Raw genomic sequence first — 17,205 nt, forward strand, 5'->3', positions numbered from 1 at the left:
TCAGCGTGCCCGTGCCAGTTCGCGCAGCCACTGCAAGGCCTCGGTGGCCATGGGCTGGTATTGGTTGAGAATGTCCGCCAGGCTCAGCCACAGGATCACCATGCCCATGACCAGCGTCAGCGGGAAGCCGATGGAGAAGATGTTCAGCTGCGGCGCCGCGCGGGTCATCACCCCGAACGCGACGTTGACCACCAGCAGCGCGGTGATGGCCGGCAGCACCAGGATCACCGCCGCCGCCAGCACCCAGCTCATGTGCATGATCAGCTCCCAGAACTGGCTCACCAGCACCCCGCCGCCCACCGGCAGCGTGGTGAAGCTTTCCACCAGCACCTCGAACACCACCAGGTGGCCGTTCATGGCCAGGAACAGCAGCGTCACCAGCATGGTGAAGAACTGCCCCACCACCGCCGTCTGCACGCCGTTGACCGGGTCGTTCATGGACGCGAAGCCCATGCCCATCTGGATGGCCAGGATCTGCCCGGCAATCAGGAAGGCCTGGAACAGCATCTGCAGGGAAAAGCCCAGCAGGGAGCCGATGATGATCTGCTCGCCCGCCAGCATCAGCCCCTGCAGGCTCAGGGAATCCACCACCGGCATGGCCGGCAGCGACGGTGCGATGACCACGGTGATGGCCATGGCCAGGTACAGGCGTATGCGCTTGGGCACCATGGTGGTACCGAACACCGGCATGGCCATCAGCATCGAGCCGACGCGAAACAGCGGCAGCATGAAGCTGGAAACCCAGGCGCCGATCTGGGCGTCGGTCAGGTGCAGGAGCGGGTTCATCCAATCACTTGCGGGATGCTGGTGTACAGGTTGGTGATGTACTCCATGAAGGTACGCACCAGCCACGGCCCGACGATGATCAGGGTGATCAGCATCACCAGCAGGCGCGGCAGGAAGCTCAGGGTCTGTTCGTTGATCTGCGTGGCCGCCTGGAACATGGCCACGATCAGGCCCACCACCAGGCTGGGCACCACCAGGATGCCGACCATCATGGTGGTCAGCCACAGCGCATTGCGAAACAGGTCGACAGCCACTTCAGGGGTCATGACGGATCTCCGTGCGGGGTCTCAGACGCCGCCAAAACTGCTGGCCAGGGTGCCGATGATCAGTGCCCAGCCATCCACCAGCACGAACAGCATGATCTTGAACGGCAGCGAGATGATCAACGGCGACAGCATCATCATCCCCATGGCCATGAGCACGCTGGCCACCACCAGGTCGATGATCAGGAACGGGATGAAGATCATGAAGCCGATCTGGAACGCGGTCTTCAGCTCCGAGGTGACGAACGCTGGCACCACGATGGTCAGCGGCGCCTGGTCGGGGCTGGCAATGTCGGTGCGGCGCGACAGGCGCATGAACAGGTCCAGGTCACTCTGGCGGGTTTGCGCCAGCATGAAGTCGCGCACCGGCCCCTCGGCCTTGAGCACGGCATCCTGGGCACTCATCTTCTCGGCCAGGTAGGGCTGCAGCGCCTGCTGGTTCACCTTGTCGAACACCGGCGCCATGATGAACATGGTCAGGAACAGCGCCATGCCCGTGAGCAACTGGTTCGACGGCGTCTGCTGCAGGCCCAGGGCCTGGCGGAGGATGGAGAAGACGATGATGATGCGGGTGAAGCTGGTCATCAGCATGACGAACGCCGGAATGAAGCTCAGCGCCGTCATGATCAGCAGAATCTGCAGGCTGACCGAGTATTCCTGCTGGCCGTTGGCGCCAGTGCCCAGGGTAATCGCCGGGATCGACAACGGGTCGGCGGCCAGCGCCATGGGCGCAGCCACCAACAGTGCCAGGGTCAACAAAAAGCGCAGCGCGCCCATCAGTGCTTATCCTTGTGGTCCTTGCCCATCAGCTCCATGAGGCGCTGGGCGAACTCCGGCGAGGCCGTCTTGGTCTTGGCTGGCACCGCAATCGGGTGCTCCAGCACATGCAGCGGGGCGATGCGGCCCGGGCTCAGGCCCAGCAGGATCTGCTCGGACCCCACCTGCACCAGCACCAGCCGGTCCCGCGGGCCCAGGGCGCGCGACCCCAGCAGCTCGATCACCTGGCCGCCGTTGGGGGTGGCCTGCTGCACGCGGCGCAGCACCCACGCCAGGGCGAAGATCAGGCCGATCACCAGCAGCAGGCCGAGCATCAGCTGGGTCAGCTGGCCGGCCATGCCGTTGCCCAGCGCCGAGCCCACGGCGGGCACCGCAGGGGCGCCGGCCGGGGTGGTAGGCGCAACGGGCGCGCCCACCGTGGCGGCGAACGCCGGCAGCGGCAGCGCCAGCAGCAGGGTCAGCAGGCGGCCCATTCAGCGCAGCTTCTTGATGCGTTCGCTGGGGCTGATCACGTCGGTCAGGCGGATGCCGAACTTCTCGTTGACCACCACCACCTCGCCATGGGCGATCAGCGTGCCGTTGACCAGCACGTCCAGCGGCTCGCCGGCCAGGCGGTCCAGCTCGATCACCGAGCCCTGGTTGAGCTGCAGCAGATTGCGGATGTTGATGTCGGTGGAGCCCACTTCCATGGAGATGGTCACCGGGATGTCCAGGATCACGTCCAGGTTCGGGCCTTCCAGGTTCACCGGGCCATTGTGCTTGGGCGAGGCACCGAACTCCTCCATGGCCATGCGCGAGCCGGCGCTGCCGTTGCCGGCATCAGCCGCCAGCAGCGCGTCGATGTCGCTTTGCCCGGCGTCGCCGGACTCACCCAGGGCCGCAGCCCATTCGTCGGCCAGGGCCTGGTCTTCCGGGGAAGTCATTTCGTGTTCGTCAGCCATCAGGGGTCCTCGACGGGCAGTAAATTCAGGGATAACAGCTTATCGACAGCGCCAGTCAGCGACGTTCGATCGGCTCGATCACTTGCAGCGCAAGGTTGCCCTTGTGGGAACCCAGCTTGGCTTTGAAGGACGGCACGCCGTTGGCGCGCAGTACCAGTTCTTCCGGCAGCTCCACGGGGATCACGTCCCCCGGCGCCATGTGCAGGATGTCGCGCAGGCGCAGCTGGCGACGGGCAACGGTGGCGCTCAGCGGCACGCTGACGTCCAGCACGTCCTCGCGCAGGGCCTTGCTCCAGCGCTCGTCCTGGTCGTCCAGGTCGGACTGGAAGCCGGCGTCGAGCATCTCGCGGATCGGCTCCACCATGGAATACGGCATGGTCACGTGCAGGTCGCCGCCACCGCCGTCCAGTTCGATGTGGAAGGTGGACACCACCACCGCTTCGCTGGGGCCGACGATGTTGGCCATCGCCGGGTTCACTTCGGAGTTGATGTACTCGAAGTTGACTTCCATGATGGCCTGCCAGGCTTCCTTCATGTCGATGAAGGCCTGGTCCAGCACCATGCGCACCACGCGCAGTTCGGTCGGGGTGAATTCACGGCCTTCGATCTTGGCGTGACGGCCGTCGCCGCCGAAGAAGTTGTCCACCAGCTTGAACACCAGCTTGGCGTCGAGGATGAACAGGCCGGTGCCGCGCAACGGCTTGACCTTCACCAGGTTGAGGCTGGTGGGCACGTACAGCGAGTGCACGTATTCGCCGAACTTCATCACCTGCACGCCGCCCACCGCCACGTCCGCCGAGCGGCGCAGCAGGTTGAACATGCTGATGCGGGTGTAGCGCGCGAAGCGCTCGTTGATCATTTCCAGGGTCGGCATGCGCCCCCGGACGATACGGTCCTGGCTGGTCAGGTCATAACTTTTGACGCTGCCTGGCTCACCCAGGCTCTCGGTCTGCACCAGCCCATCGTCGACGCCATGCAACAGGGCGTCGATCTCATCCTGGGACAGCAGGTCTTGCACGGCCATGTCGTGTTCCTACTGCAATACGAAGTTAGTGAAAAGCAGCTGGTCGATGACCGGCTTGCCGACTTCTTTCTGGGCTACGGCCTGCACCGCCGCCGTGGCTTTCTGGCGCAGCATTTCCTCGCCCACGGGCGTGGCCAGGGTGGCGAAGTTTTCGCCGGAGAACATCATCACCAGGTTGTTGCGGATCACCGGCATGTGCACCAGCAGGGCATCCAGGTCGGCCTTGTCGCGCGCCTGCATGGTCAGGCTGACCTGCATGTAGCGGTCACGGCCGTCTTGCTTGAAGTTGACCACGAACGCCGGGGTCAGCGGTTCGTAGAGGGCGGGCTGCTTGCCGGCGGGGGCTGCGGCGGCGGCCTCCGCCGGCTTGGCCTCGGCGCCCTTGTGCAGGAAGAACCAGGTAGCGCCCACGGAGCCACCGATCACCAGCAGCAGGACCACGACAAGAAGAATGATCATCTTCAGCTTGCCTTTGCCTGCCGGTTCTTTCTCTGCTGCTTCGCTCTTCGCCATGCCAATAATCCGTCACTAATCGGGGGGTTAACACTCACCTGGAGAGGGTGGAGCAAGTGTTATGCCAGATTTGTCGGGATGCTGACAAAGCGTTGCGGGAGGATTGGCGTGGCACCTGGGATGGGCGATCTGTGGGAGCTGGCTTGCCAGCGAGCTGTTCGGACCTCAACAGCTCGCTGGCAAGCCAGCTCCCACAAAAATCGGCGTCAGGCGTAATAATCGATCGCGCTGGTGCCGACGATCACCTGCTGCACCGTAGGCTCCGAGGCCAACGGCGAAGCGGCGGCGACGCCGTCCAGGCTGTCGCTGCCGGCACTGCTGCGGCTGCTGCGCTGGTTCTGCTGGGCCTGGTCCTGGGAGGACTGGCGCGACTGGTCGGAGACGTTGACGTCAAGCTGGCCCATGCCTTGCTCGGCGAACATGTCCTTGAGCTTGCCCTGCTGGCTTTCCAGCGCCTCGCGCACGTGCAGGTGGGCGCTGGTGAAGGTCACCGAGGTCTGCTGGTCGGGAGTCATGTCCACGCGAATGCTCAGGCGGCCCAGCTCGGCCGGCGTCAACTGGATGTCCGCCGACTTGAGGTTCTGGCTGGACAGGTACATGACCCGGTTGACCACGCCCTCGGTCCAGCCGTTCTGGTTCATGGCCAGCTGGGTGGTGGGCGCCTGCACCGTGGCCGGGGTGGCTGCAGCGGTCTTGGTCGCGGAGGTGTCGCTCATGGCCGCCAGGCGATTGGCGAAGTCGTCGATGCGGGTGTCGGCAGTGGCGCCCTTGACGTCCTTCAGGCCATCGTCGATTTGCGCGCTGAACGCCTTGTCGCTGACGTCGCTCTCACCGCTGCCCTTCTGCTGCACCACCATGGCCGCCAGGCCACTGGCGAAGCTCTGGTCGGTGTCGGAACCGTTGGTGGCCTGTGCCGCCGTGGTGTCCGGCTGCGCGTGGGCCGAGGTGGTGCCCTGGGCCTTGGCGTTCTGCTCCAGCGCCAGGCGCAGGGTGGGCATGTTGGCGAGCGGGTCGTCCTTGGACGGGTCGAAGGTGTCGCTGTCGGTCGTGGTGGGCGTGTCCACCACCGGCGGCGCCACCTGCACCACGGCCGCCGCCTGGGTCGGGTCCGGGACCGGCGTGGGTTGCTGCGCCTGGGCCAGGGCCGGGTCGACCACGGGCGCGGCTGGCTCCGGGGTGGCGACGGTGGCTACCGGGGTAGCGGTGTCGGTGCTGGCGGCGTCGGTGACGGTGGCGTCGTCGTCCTGGTCGTCATCCTTGGCCTTGCTCTTGTCAGTGGCGTCGCTCTTGTCGGTCTTGTCGGCCTTGGTGGTGCTGGCGCTTTTATCCGACTTGTCGGCCTTGCCCGGCTGGTCCGCCTTGGCGGTTTTGTGGGCAGGCAAATTCTTGCCGCTATCGGCAACGGCCGGCTTCGCAGCGGCAGTGTCCTTGTCATGGGCAGCGCTGTTCTTCGCCTGGTTCTGCTGGGCACTGGCCTGGCTGGCAGTGGCGCTCGCCGCTTTCGCAGGCGGGTTCTGCGACTGCTTGGCGTATACCTTGGCGAAGTCTGCGGAGGTGTCCTTGGCGGGCTCCGCGGCCTTGCTCAGGCTCGCCAGGGTACTGGCCTGGGTGCTGGCGGTACTGCCGATCTGCAAGAGGGGGTTTGACGCGACTGACATTTACAGGTCTCCGCTGCACTGAAATCGGGGGGTACAGGTGCAGGGAAGGTAGCAAGAGTCGGGCCAAGGTTGGCCCGACCGATGATGGCGCGTGTCAGCAGGCGAAACGCTGGCGCTCGTCGCTGTACAGGCGGCGCACGGTGGCGAATTCATGGTCGATGCGGTTGACCAGGTCTTCGATGCCGTTGAGTGGCGGATGCTTGACGCGCTCCTCCAGCTGGCGGCAAAGATCCGCCAGGGCAGTGGCGCCCATGTTGCTGCTGCTGCCCTTGAAGCTGTGGGCGGCCTGCCCCAGCTGGGCGGGGTCGGTGGCCTTGTGCAGCTCGCTGAGGCGCACTTCGGAGTCGGTGAGGAAGGTATCCAGCAGCAGCGGGTACTCCTCCTCCATGACTTCCTGCAACGCGCTGAGCACGTCGTAGTCCAGATGTTGATGTGACACTTGTTCGCTCCTTGATCAAGCCGGGATTATGCCAGAGCCCCCCAGGAAAATTCCACGCAGGCACTTCGACCGTCTTCCGACCATTGGGCACTGTGGCTCAGTTGCCGGATCAGTTTCAGGCCCCGTCCGGAAAGGCCTTTTTCCTCGGCGGGGCGCGCCATGACCTGGCGCGGGTCGAAGCCATGGCCGCTGTCCTCGACATCGATGATCAAGCGGCCGCCGTTGCCTTCCGGGGTGACCAGGAAGTGCAGGCGCACGTAACCGTCCTTGAGTTGGCTGAGACGAGTATTGCGCTGCTCGTAATATTGCGCAAATCCTTCGGCATCGCGCTTGAGGCTGGAATCGAGCCCCAGCACGCCATGCTCCAGGGCATTGGAGTAGAGTTCCGAGAGCACGCTGTACAGCGCACCGCTCTGGGCCCGCAGGCCGTGGATTTCCTGCAGCAGTTGCAGCAGGTAGGGCAAGGGGTTGAAGCGCTTGAGGGTGTCGGCGCGCAATTCCAGGCTCATGGACCAGTTCAGCGGGCTGGACGCGCCGCTGTCGGAGTACACGGTGGCCGGCGGCACCAGGGTGTCGGGTTCCACCATGGTGACCTGGACCATGCTCACGTCATCGCGCGACTCACCGCGGAACGCCTTGAGCGCGGCCTGGATGTCCTCGAACAGCAGGTCGGGGTCCTTGTTCAGCTCGAACACCCGCTGCAGGCGCTCCAGGCCGAACAGCTGGTCATCGCTGTTGGCAGTGTCGATGACACCATCGGACATCAGGAACAGCCGGTCACCGGGCTGCAGGGCGAAGGTCTCGGTCTTTTCCTGGAAGGTCGCCCGCGACAGCACCCCCAGCGGCAGGTGGCGCGAGCGCAGCGGCACGTGCTCGCCGGTGTCCAGGCGGTGCAGGTAGCCGTCGGGCATGCCGCCGTTCCACACCTCGACGATGCGTCGCTGGAAATTCAGGTTGAGCAGGGTCGCGCAGCAGAACATGTCCACCGGCAGGATGCGCTTGAGCTTGGCGTTCATCTCCCGGAGGATTTCCGGCAGGCCATAGCCCTTGGCGGTCATGCCATAGAAGACTTCCGCCAGGGGCATGGCGCCCACCGCCGCCGGCAAACCGTGGCCGGTGAAGTCGCCCAGCAGCAGGTGCATGCCGCCCGACGGCGTGAACGAGGCCAGTAGCAGGTCGCCGTTGAACAGTGCGTAAGGCGACTGCATGTAGCGGATATTGGGCGAGCTGAGGCAGCCGGAGTGGGCCACCTGGTCGAACACCGCCTTGGCCACGCGCTGCTCGTTGAGCAGGTAGCCGTGGTGGCGGGTAATCTGGTCGCGCTGCTCCAGCACCGTGGCCTGCAGGCGGCGCATGCGGTCCATGGCCTTGATCTTGGCGGCCAGGATCACCTGGTTGTAGGGCTTCGCCAGAAAATCGTCACCGCCCGCCTCCAGGCAGCGCACCAGCGCTTCCTCTTCGGTCAGGGAGGTGAGAAAGATGATCGGCACCAGCGCCTCGCCGGCCAGCTCCTTGATCTGCCGGGCCGCCTCGAAGCCATCCACCACCGGCATCATCGCGTCCAGCAGCACCAGCTGCGGGCGGCGCTGGGCGAACACTTCGACCGCTTCCTGGCCATCGCTGGCGGTCAACACGCGATGGCCCTGACGCCGTACGATGCTGGAGAGCAACATGCGATCAGTCATGTTGTCGTCGGCAATCAGTACGGTCAGTGGTTCACTGGCCGCGAGCATGCTCATTCGATCTCGAACAGTTTGTCGAAATTGGAAATCGCGAGGATTTTCTTCACGTCCGGCTGGCTGTTGATCAGCCGTACCTTGGCGTGGTCGCCACCGGCGTGGTCGCGCAGCAGCAGCAACATGCCCAGCGCCGAGCTATCCAGGTACGTGGTGTCCTTGAGATCGATGCGGTAGGCGGTTGGCTTGGTGTTGACCCGCTCGTAGGCGTTGCGGAAGTCCTGGTGGGAGCCGAAGTCAAAGCGTCCCTTGATGCTGATGGTCAGCTCTTTGCCATCACCAGATTGATTAGCTTCTACGGCCATGTACAAAATTCCTTTAAATTAGCCAGCTCCGTACAAGGTTTAGCACCACGCACGGACCCCGGCAACCTGCCCCTTGACAAATAATTGGCTAGAAGCTGCCCTGACGCGGCAAACGCTGGGACAACTCGTCCAGCAGCTTCTGCTCGCGGCGGTCTTCCAGCTGGCGTGCCTCGTCAATATAACGTTGCACCAGCTTGCGCAGGCCCTCGACCCGGGCGTAGGCCTGTTGCCAGGTGCCCCGGGCGTTCTCCAGGTTCTTCTGGTGCCAGGCCAGGCTCTGCTTCTGTTGGGCAACGGCGGTTTCCAATTGGTTCAAAAACCGCTGGTAGTTCATCAGCCACTGGCCCGACACGCCCTTGCTGCCGTAGGTGTGCCACTGCGCCTGGTAGTCCTCGCGGTAGCGGTCAAGCTCGGCCAGCTTGGTTTCCGACAGGCGTACCTGGCCCTGGAAGTGGCCCAGGCGCTGGGCAGCCGTGCGCTCGGCCTTCTCGGCCATGTCGACCACCGGGGCCAGGCGTGCTGCGCGACTGATGGCCATGGCTTATCAGCTCGGCGCGACGGGCTTGAACACGGCCGCCAGGCGCTCGCTGCTGGCTTCCAGGCTCTCGTTGTCGTCCAGGCCCTGGCGCAGGTAGCGCACCAGCGTGGGGTGCAGGTTGATCGCCAGGTCAGTCTCGCGGTCGCCGCCGGGCACGTAGGCGCCCACGCTGATCAGGTCGCGGCTCTGCTGGTAGCGCGACCACAGCTGCTTGAAGTGCTGGGCCTGGCCCATGTGCTGGGGGCTGACCACGCTGGGCATGACCCGGCTGATGGACGCCTCGATGTCGATGGCCGGGTAGTGCCCCTCCTCCGCCAGGCGCCGGGACAGCACGATGTGACCGTCGAGCACGCCCCGCGCCGAGTCGGCGATGGGGTCCTGCTGGTCGTCACCCTCGGACAGCACGGTGTAGAAGGCGGTGATGGAGCCGCCCCCGGCCTCGGCGTTGCCGGCGCGCTCCACCAGCTTGGGCAACTTGGCGAACACCGATGGTGGGTAGCCCTTGGTGGCCGGCGGCTCGCCGATGGCCAGGGCAATTTCCCGCTGGGCCTGGGCGAAACGGGTCAGGGAGTCCATCAGCAACAGGACGTTCTTGCCCTTGTCGCGGAAATATTCGGCGATGCGCGTGCAGTACATCGCGGCGCGCAGGCGCATCAGCGGCGCTTCGTCGGCGGGCGAGGCCACCACCACCGAGCGCTTGAGCCCTTCTTCGCCGAGGATGTGCTCGATGAATTCCTTCACCTCGCGGCCCCGCTCACCAATCAGCCCCACCACGATGATGTCGGCCTCGGTGAAGCGGGTCATCATGCCCAGCAGCACGCTCTTGCCCACGCCGGTGCCGGCGAACAGGCCCAGGCGCTGGCCGCGGCCTACCGTCAGCAACCCGTTGATGCTGCGAATGCCCACGTCCAGCGGCTGGCTGATGGGGTCGCGCTTGAGCGGGTTGATGGTCGGGCCGTCCATGGGCACCCAGTCCTCGGCCTTCATGCCGCCCTTGCCGTCCAGCGCGCGGCCGGCACCGTCAAGAATCCGTCCCAGCATGCTCATGCCCATGGGCAGGCGGCCGGTGTCGGCCAGCGGCACCACGCGGGCACCGGGGGCGATGCCGGCGACACTGCCCACCGGCATCAGGAATACCTTGGTGCCGGAGAAGCCCATGACCTCGGCTTCCACCTGCACCGGGTGGTGGCTGTCGTCGTTGATCACCACGCAGCGGCTGCCCATGGCAGCGCGCAGGCCTTCGGCCTCGAGCGTCAGGCCGACCATGCGCAGCAGGCGCCCTTCCAGCACCGGCTGGGCCGGCAGGCTGATGGTGGGCGCGTAGCCGCCCAGGCGCTTGGCGAAGCTGGTGCGGTCAAGGCGCATCGGGGCCTTCCAGGTCGACGCTGACGTCGGCTTCGGCGGGGTGCAGGGCCTGTTCGTGCAGCTGGTCGAACAGCTGCGCGATGGCCTGGGTAATGCGGGTTTCCATGCTGGCGTCGATGCGGCTGTGCTCGGACTCTACCCGGCAACCGCCGGGCAGCAGCGCCTCGTCCTCGAGGATGCGCCAGCTTTCCTCATGGCGCTCGCGCAGGGCCTTGACCTGCTCGAAGTCCTGCGGGTTGACGAAGATACGCACGTTGCCGGCGCCCATGGGCAGCAACTTCAGCGATTCGCGCAGCACGTGCTCGATCTGGCTGGAGTCGGTCTTGAGTTCGCGCTGGATTACCTGGCGGGTGATGTGCGCCACCAGTTCCACCAGGGACTTTTCGATCTGGCTGTCCTGCTCGGCGATGGGCGCCATCAGGTGGCCCATCAGCTGTTCCAGGCTTTGCAGCTTGGCGGCCAGGGCCACTTCGGCCTCCTGGCGCACCTTGAGGGTGGTGCTGTGGAAGCCTTCTTTCTCGCCCGTGGCGAAGCCTTCGTTGTAGGCCTCCTGGCGGATGCTCTCGAGTTCTTCCAGGGTCAGCGGCTGGACTTCTTCCAGCGGCACTTCCTCGATTTCCTCGACGATCGGCTCGGGTTCGGGTTCTGGCTCGGGCACTTCGGGGTCGAAGCTGGGAATGGCCCACAGGTCGACGCCTTGCAGGTCTTCGGCGCGGATCAGGTCACTGGGGTGTTGTTCAGAGGGGCGGGACATGAATTATTCCTGATGGCGCCAGAATACAGGGGCATGACGGGTAATGTGGGAGCTGGCTTGCCAGCGAGCTTTTCGGGCCGCAAAAACTCGCTGGCAAGCCAGCTCCCACTACAGCTAGACCACAGGACCGGCGGTTAGATCATTTCCTCGCCGCCCTTGCCACCCAGCACGATCTCGCCGGCTTCGGCCATGCGGCGGGCAATGGTGAGGATTTCCTTCTGCGCCGTTTCCACGTCGCTGACCCGTACCGGCCCCTTGGCTTCCAGGTCGTCGCGCAGCAGTTCGGCGGCACGCTTGGACATGTTCTTGAAGATCTTCTCCTTGACGTTCTCGTCCGAGCCCTTGAGGGCCAGCACCAGCACGTCGGAGGACACTTCGCGCAGCAGCGCCTGGATGCCGCGGTCGTCCACGTCGGCCAGGTTGTTGAACACGAACATGAGGTCTTCGATCTGGCTGGACAGGTCTTCGTCGACTTCGCGGATCGAGTCCATCAACGCGCCTTCCACCGAGCTGTCGAGGAAGTTCATGATGTCCGCCGCCCGCTTGATACCACCCAGGGTAGTACGCGCCGCGTTGGAGTTGCCCGAGAACTGCTTCTCCAGGATCAGGTTCAGCTCTTTCAGCGCCGCCGGTTGCACGGTGTTCAACGACGAGACGCGCAGGATGATGTCCAGGCGCACCTTGTGGTCGAAATGGCCCAGCACCTCGCCCGCCTGGTCGGCGTCCAGGTACGCCACCACAATGGCCTGGATCTGCGGGTGCTCGTAGCGGATCACGTCGGCCACGGCGCGCGGCTCCATCCACTTCAGGCTGTCCAGGCCGCTGGTGTTGCCACCCAGCAGGATGCGGTCGATCAGGCCGTTGGCCTTGTCCTCGCCCAGGGCCGAGGTCAGCATCTTGCGGATGTAGGTGTCCGAACCCACGCCCAGGCTGGTCTGGTCGCCGACGATGTCGACGAACTCGCTCATCACCTGCTCGACCTGCTCGCGGTGCACGTTGCGCATCTGCGCCATGGCCACGCCAACTTTCTGGACTTCCTTGGGGCCCATGTGCCGCAGCACCTGGGCAGCATCGGTCTCGCCAAGGGACAGCAGGAGGATGGCCGCCTTGTCGACTTTGGTCAGTTTGGCGGCAAGCGCTTGATTGTTACTCATCGGCGTTAATCCACTCTTTCACGACCTGGGCGACGCGGCCCGGGTCTTCGGCCACCAGACTCTTGATTGCGTTCAACTGAGCGTCATATCCCTCGCTCGGGCTTGGCAGCAGAATACTCTGCGGCCCGCCCAGGGTGACGCGGTCGTTGGCCAGTTCGCCATCCAGACCGCCCATGCCACCCAGTTCCACGTCGCCGCCGGCGCCGACCAGACCTTTGCCCTTGCCACCACCGGTGATGTTGTTGAGCACCGGGCGCAGCACGCCAAACACCAGCACCAGGATAAACAGCACGCCCAGTACCTGCTTGACCACTTCCCAGAACCAGGGCTGCTGGTAGAAGGACACTTCCGGCACCACTTCGCCACGGTCGGCGGAGAACGGCGCGTTAATCACGGTCACGCTGTCGCCACGGCTGGCGTCGAAGCCCACGGCGTCCTGCACCAGGCGGGTGAAGCGGCCCAGGTCGTCGGCACTCCACGGGGTGTGGGTGACTTCGCCCTTGGCGTCAGTCTTGACCTGGTCGTCGACCACCACCGCCACCGACAGGCGGGTCAGGCGACCCTGCTGCTGCTTGGTGTGGCTGATGGAACGGTCCAGTTCGAAGTTCTTGGTCGACTGGTTGCGCTTGTCGGCCGGGTACGGCGCCAGCATCGGCTGGCCGGTGGCCGGGTCCATGATCTGCTGGCCGTTGGCGTCCAGCAGCGGCTGGCCTGGCGGGATCGCCGCCGGCGCGGCCGGTGCGGCGGCACCACCGGTTTTCTGCGGGGCGCTGGCCGGGGTCGGCGGCTGGTTGCTCAGGGCGCCGGGCACGCCGGACGGGCCGCTGCCGCTGGAGCGCTGCTCGGTCACCGACTGCTCGCTGCGCAGGGCCGGCTGGTCGGGGTTGAACTGCTCGCTGGTGGACTCGACGGCGCTGAAGTCGACATTGGCCGACACCTCGGCCTTGTAGCGGTCGTTGCCCAGCACCGGCTCCAGGATGTTGTGCACACGCTGGGTGAGCATGCTTTCCATTTTGCGGCTGTAGTCGAACTGCTTGCCGGCCATGGTCAGCTCGGAGTCCTGCAGCTGTTCGGACAGCAGGTTGCCCTTCTGGTCGACCACGGCAACGCCGGACTTGTCCATTTCAGGCACGCTGGTGGCCACCAGGTTGACGATGGCCAGCACCTGGCCTGCGTCCAGGGTGCGGCCCGGGTACAGCTCCACCAGCACCGAGGCGGTAGGCTTGCGGTCGTCACGCACGAACACCGAGCTCTTCGGAATGGCCAGGTGCACGCGGGCACCCTTGACGTTGTTCAGGCTCGAGATGGTGCGGGCCAGCTCGCCTTCCAGGCCCTGGCGGTAGCGGGCGGTCTCCATGAACTGGCTGGTGCCCAGCGCCTGTTCCTTATCCATGATCTCGTAGCCGACGTTGCCGTCGCTCGGCGCCACGCCCGCGGCGGCTAGCTTCATGCGCGCACGGCCGACGTCGTCGGCCTTCACCAGCAGCGCGCCGGAGTTGGGCTCCACGGTGTAGGGAATGTCCGCCGCGTTGAGTGTTTCCATCACCTGCTTGGTGTCCATGCCGGCCAGGCTGCCGTACAACGGACGGTAATCGGGCTGCTGCGACCACAGCACCACGGCAAAACCAATCGCCACGCTGGCAGCCAGGCCGACCAACAGGCCCACCTGACGCAACATGGTCATCTTGGAAATATTTTCCAGGAAGGACAGGCCAAACAGCGGCGGCTTGCCGCCGGCTGCGCCGTTCTTGGCTGGTACGTTATCCACGACTGCGTCTGCCATGTCTCAATCTCGCCCTTATACCGGCATCTGCATAATGTCTTGATACGCCTGGACCAGCTTGTTGCGTACCTGGGTCAGCGCCTGGAACGACACGCTGGCTTTCTGCGACGCCACCATCACGTCGGTGATGTCGACGCCGCTCTTGCCGATCTCGAAGGCGTTGGCCAACTGGTCGGACGCCTGCTGGGTGTCGCTGACCTTGTTGACCGCATTGCCCAGCAAATCGGCAAAGCTGCTGGTGCCGGCCACTTCTGGCGCGGCAGCAGTTTTGCTGGCACCCATGGCATCGGCCTGCATGGTGCGCATGTCCATAATCAGACGGTTGAATTCAATACCTTGGCTCATGGATCACTCTCTCCGACGGCCCGCAATTTTTTGACACTGTTACAACGGATACAAAGGAGGTAGCAACAAGGGTGCCAGCTCCGGACTTGCATCACAAAATCCTTACACAACAACGTGGGAGCTGGCTTGCCAGCGAGCTTTTGAGGCTTCAAAAACTCGCTGGCAAGCCAGCTCCCACAAGGGTTCGTGTCAGGGGTTACATATTCAACTGGCGTACAGGCTGGCTTCCACGTCCATGCCCGCGTCACGCATCTGCGCCAGCTTGTAGCGCAGGGTGCGGGGGCTGATGCCCAGGCGCTCGGCGGCCTCCTTGCGACGGCCGCGCTCGGTGCGCAGGGTGTCGATGATCAGCTGGAATTCCCGACGGCGCAGGTCATCACCCAGGGCCCCGGCGGTTTCCGCCGGCAGCGCCGTCAAGGACTCGACGGCGGCAGGCGCGCTGCGCACGATGGACAGCGCCGGCGACGGCGCCACGCCCACCGGCCCGGCCAGGCAGAAGTCCTCGGCCTGGATCAGGCCTCCCTGCTGCAGGATCAGCGCCCGCTGGATGGCATTGTCCAGTTCGCGGACGTTGCCCGGCCAGGGGTAGCTCACCAGGCAGGCCTGGGCGCCCGGCGCCAGGCGCACGGCAGCGTGCTTCATTTTATTGACGTGCTTGGCCAGCAGGCGCTCGGCCAGCGGCAGAATGTCGGCGGTACGCTCGCGCAGCGGTTGCCAGGCCAACGGGAACACCGACAGGCGATAGAACAGGTCTTCACGGAAGCGCCCCGCCGCCACTTCGCCGGCCAGGTCGCGGTTGGTGGTGGCCACCACGCGGATGTCCAGGGCAATCGGCTTGCGCGCCCCTACCCGCTCCACTTCACGCTCCTGCAACACCCGCAGCAGCTTGGCCTGCAGGCCCAGGGGCATCTCGGAAATCTCGTCGAGCAGCAGCGTGCCGCCGTCGGCCTGCTCGAACTTGCCCGCCTGCGCGGCAATGGCGCCGGTGAACGAGCCCTTCTCGTGGCCGAACAGCGTGGCTTCCAGCATGTTGTCGGGGATCGCCGCGCAGTTGATAGCAATGAACGGCCGGCTGGCGCGGTTGGACTGCTGGTGAATGTAGCGCGCCAGCACCTCCTTGCCGGTGCCGGACTCACCCGAGATCAGCACCGTGGAATCGCTGCGCGCCACCCGTGCGGCCAGCTCCAGCAACTTCGCGCTGGCAGGCTCCACGGCCACCGGCCCTTCGCTTTCGGTAGCACCCAGGCAACCCAGGGCATGCCGGGCCACCAGGTCCAGCAGCGCCTTGGGCAGGAACGGCTTGACCAGGTAATCGGCGGCGCCGGCACGCATGGCTTCCACTGCGCGATCCACCGCCGCATGGGCCGTCATCAACAGCACCGGCAATTGCGGCTGGCGCGCGCGCAGCTGGCACAGCAGCTGGTGGCCGTCCATGCCTGGCATGTTGACGTCGCTGATAACCATGCCGAACACCTCGCCGCTCACCGCCAGCAAGGCGTCCTCGGCGCTGCCCACCGCACGGTAGTCGTAGCCGCCCAGCTCCAAAGTATCGCCCAGCGCCTCGCGCAGGGCCCGATCATCTTCGACCAGCAGGACCTTGATAGCCATCAGCGTTACTCCTGCACCGCACGGGTATGGATCAGTGGCAGCGTCACCAGCGCACAGGTGCCGCGGCCCAGCCGCGAACGAATCGCCAGCTCGCCCTGGTGGGCGCGGGACACGGCCTTGACCACGGCAAGGCCCAGGCCGGTGCCGGTGGTCTTGGTGGTGAAGAACGGCTCGCCCAGGCGCGCCAGCACCGCCGGCTCGATGCCGCTGCCGTTGTCGCTGATGGCCAGCCGCAATTGATGATCACGGGCGTACAAATGAATCTTCAGGTGGACCTGGCCGGGGCTGGACTGGATCGAGTTCTCCACCAGGTTCAGCAGCGCGCCCACCAGGGTGTCACGGTTGCACAGCAGCTCGCCGCGGGGGCAGTCGAACTGCCAGCGCACCGACAGGTCCTGCACGTGGGTATGGGCCGCCGCCTGCAGGGCCTCGAACAACGCTTGCGGCGTCAGGCGGTCGCTGAGCGGCAGCTCGCCGCGGGCGAACACCAGCATGTCGCGCACCTGGTGCTCCAGCTCGTGCAGCCGCTCTTTCAGGCGGCCGGCAAAGCGCTGCTGGGTTTCCACCGGCAACGCCTGCTCCGTCAAATGGCTGGCGTAAAGCAGCGCAGCCGACAGCGGCGTACGGATCTGGTGGGCCAGCGAAGCGACCATGCGGCCCAGGGACGACAGGCGTTCATGGCGCGCCAGCTGGTCCTGCAACCGCCGGGTTTCCGTCAGGTCGGTGAGCAGCACCAGCTGGCCCGGCTCGGCATCCAGGGAACGGGTGGCGATGGACAGCCGGCGGCCATCCTTCAGGGACACTTCGTGGCCGTCGTCCTCGCGGGGTGAGAAGCAGCGGGCAATCACCTGCCGCCACAGCATGCCTTCCAGCGGTTCGCCCAGCAGCAGGGTGGCGGCCGGGTTGGCCTCGCGCACCACGCCATGGCCGTCGATGACAATGACCCCCCCGGGCAGCAGGTCCAGCAGGTGCTGCAGGCGGTTGGCCAGGCGCTCTTTCTCGGCCAGCTCGGCCATGCGCTGGGCGCTCACCACCGCCAGTTCGCCCTTGAGCTCGGCCACGCGGGCCTCGAGCATGCTGTAGGAGTCGCTGAGCTGCGTGGACATCTGGTTGAACAGCGCAAACGCCTGCTCAAGGCCAAGCCGGCTGGTTTGCTCGACGGAGGGTTGACCCTCGAGTTCAGGGGCGGTGGTCATGGGGGCGGCCTGTGGCATCG

The 17,205-nt window shown here is 65.4% G+C and carries 19 protein-coding genes; all 19 read right to left on the bottom strand.

The features are described 5' to 3' along the window. Positions 1 to 786: a flagellar biosynthetic protein FliR gene (fliR, locus tag AC0J42_RS22830; protein ID WP_416426077.1), complete on the bottom strand. Its 786-nt coding sequence runs from the start codon at positions 784 to 786 to the stop codon at positions 1 to 3. After that, the gene (fliQ, locus tag AC0J42_RS22835; RefSeq protein ID WP_027981659.1) at positions 783 to 1,052 is read right to left on the bottom strand and encodes a flagellar biosynthesis protein FliQ; all 270 of its coding nucleotides are present in this window, start codon (positions 1,050 to 1,052) and stop codon (positions 783 to 785) included. The genes fliR and fliQ overlap by 4 nt, the downstream gene beginning before the upstream one ends. Before the next feature lie 21 nt (positions 1,053 to 1,073). Next, on the bottom strand, positions 1,074 to 1,826 hold the full coding sequence (gene fliP, locus AC0J42_RS22840) for a flagellar type III secretion system pore protein FliP (protein WP_416426079.1): 753 nt from the start codon (positions 1,824 to 1,826) through the stop codon (positions 1,074 to 1,076). Continuing rightward, positions 1,826 to 2,299 (bottom strand): flagellar biosynthetic protein FliO, encoded by a 474-nt coding sequence (gene fliO, locus AC0J42_RS22845; RefSeq protein ID WP_473003977.1) that lies wholly within the window; start codon positions 2,297 to 2,299, stop codon positions 1,826 to 1,828. Before fliO ends, fliP begins: the two co-directional genes overlap by 1 nt. After that, positions 2,300 to 2,767: a flagellar motor switch protein FliN gene (gene fliN, locus AC0J42_RS22850; protein ID WP_473003979.1), complete on the bottom strand. Its 468-nt coding sequence runs from the start codon at positions 2,765 to 2,767 to the stop codon at positions 2,300 to 2,302. A 55-nt stretch (positions 2,768 to 2,822) separates the two neighbouring features. Continuing rightward, positions 2,823 to 3,791, bottom strand: a complete 969-nt coding sequence (gene fliM / locus AC0J42_RS22855; protein WP_416426082.1) for a flagellar motor switch protein FliM — start codon at positions 3,789 to 3,791, stop codon at positions 2,823 to 2,825. Between the two features lie 9 nt (positions 3,792 to 3,800). Then, positions 3,801 to 4,304: a flagellar basal body-associated protein FliL gene (gene fliL / locus AC0J42_RS22860; RefSeq protein WP_416426083.1), complete on the bottom strand. Its 504-nt coding sequence runs from the start codon at positions 4,302 to 4,304 to the stop codon at positions 3,801 to 3,803. A gap of 206 nt (positions 4,305 to 4,510) precedes the next feature. Further along, entirely contained in the window at positions 4,511 to 5,962 is a 1,452-nt protein-coding gene (locus tag AC0J42_RS22865) for a flagellar hook-length control protein FliK (RefSeq protein WP_473003981.1), read from the bottom strand. Positions 5,963 to 6,056: 94 nt separating this feature from the next. Next, complete coding sequence (locus AC0J42_RS22870; protein ID WP_473003983.1) at positions 6,057 to 6,401, bottom strand: Hpt domain-containing protein; 345 nt, start codon at positions 6,399 to 6,401, stop codon at positions 6,057 to 6,059. Positions 6,402 to 6,427: 26 nt separating this feature from the next. Next, positions 6,428 to 8,134 carry a SpoIIE family protein phosphatase gene (locus AC0J42_RS22875; RefSeq protein ID WP_416427441.1) on the bottom strand — a complete coding sequence of 569 codons (1,707 nt, stop codon included), beginning with the start codon at positions 8,132 to 8,134 and terminating at the stop codon, positions 6,428 to 6,430. Positions 8,135 to 8,136: 2 nt separating this feature from the next. After that, entirely contained in the window at positions 8,137 to 8,442 is a 306-nt protein-coding gene (locus AC0J42_RS22880; RefSeq protein WP_416426086.1) for an STAS domain-containing protein, read from the bottom strand. Between the two features lie 88 nt (positions 8,443 to 8,530). Continuing rightward, a complete protein-coding gene (gene fliJ / locus AC0J42_RS22885) occupies positions 8,531 to 8,980 on the bottom strand; it encodes a flagellar export protein FliJ (RefSeq protein WP_416426087.1) in 450 nt (149 codons plus the stop codon). A 6-nt stretch (positions 8,981 to 8,986) separates the two neighbouring features. Further along, positions 8,987 to 10,345 (bottom strand): flagellar protein export ATPase FliI, encoded by a 1,359-nt coding sequence (fliI, locus tag AC0J42_RS22890; RefSeq protein ID WP_473003986.1) that lies wholly within the window; start codon positions 10,343 to 10,345, stop codon positions 8,987 to 8,989. Beyond that, positions 10,335 to 11,099 carry a flagellar assembly protein FliH gene (gene fliH / locus AC0J42_RS22895; RefSeq protein ID WP_416426089.1) on the bottom strand — a complete coding sequence of 255 codons (765 nt, stop codon included), beginning with the start codon at positions 11,097 to 11,099 and terminating at the stop codon, positions 10,335 to 10,337. Before fliH ends, fliI begins: the two co-directional genes overlap by 11 nt. A 134-nt stretch (positions 11,100 to 11,233) precedes the next feature. Beyond that, on the bottom strand, positions 11,234 to 12,253 hold the full coding sequence (gene fliG, locus AC0J42_RS22900; protein ID WP_416426090.1) for a flagellar motor switch protein FliG: 1,020 nt from the start codon (positions 12,251 to 12,253) through the stop codon (positions 11,234 to 11,236). After that, complete coding sequence (gene fliF / locus AC0J42_RS22905; protein WP_416426091.1) at positions 12,246 to 14,036, bottom strand: flagellar basal-body MS-ring/collar protein FliF; 1,791 nt, start codon at positions 14,034 to 14,036, stop codon at positions 12,246 to 12,248. Before fliF ends, fliG begins: the two co-directional genes overlap by 8 nt. Before the next feature lie 15 nt (positions 14,037 to 14,051). Next, positions 14,052 to 14,381, bottom strand: coding sequence for a flagellar hook-basal body complex protein FliE (gene fliE / locus AC0J42_RS22910; RefSeq protein ID WP_027981673.1), 330 nt, complete (start codon positions 14,379 to 14,381; stop codon positions 14,052 to 14,054). Positions 14,382 to 14,585: 204 nt separating this feature from the next. Further along, positions 14,586 to 15,989 carry a sigma-54-dependent transcriptional regulator gene (locus tag AC0J42_RS22915; RefSeq protein ID WP_473003989.1) on the bottom strand — a complete coding sequence of 468 codons (1,404 nt, stop codon included), beginning with the start codon at positions 15,987 to 15,989 and terminating at the stop codon, positions 14,586 to 14,588. A 5-nt stretch (positions 15,990 to 15,994) separates the two neighbouring features. Then, the gene (locus AC0J42_RS22920) at positions 15,995 to 17,203 is read right to left on the bottom strand and encodes a sensor histidine kinase (protein ID WP_416426093.1); all 1,209 of its coding nucleotides are present in this window, start codon (positions 17,201 to 17,203) and stop codon (positions 15,995 to 15,997) included. Positions 17,204 to 17,205 lie beyond the last annotated feature (2 nt).

This window comes from Pseudomonas sp. Tav-5-1A (assembly GCF_055755055.1).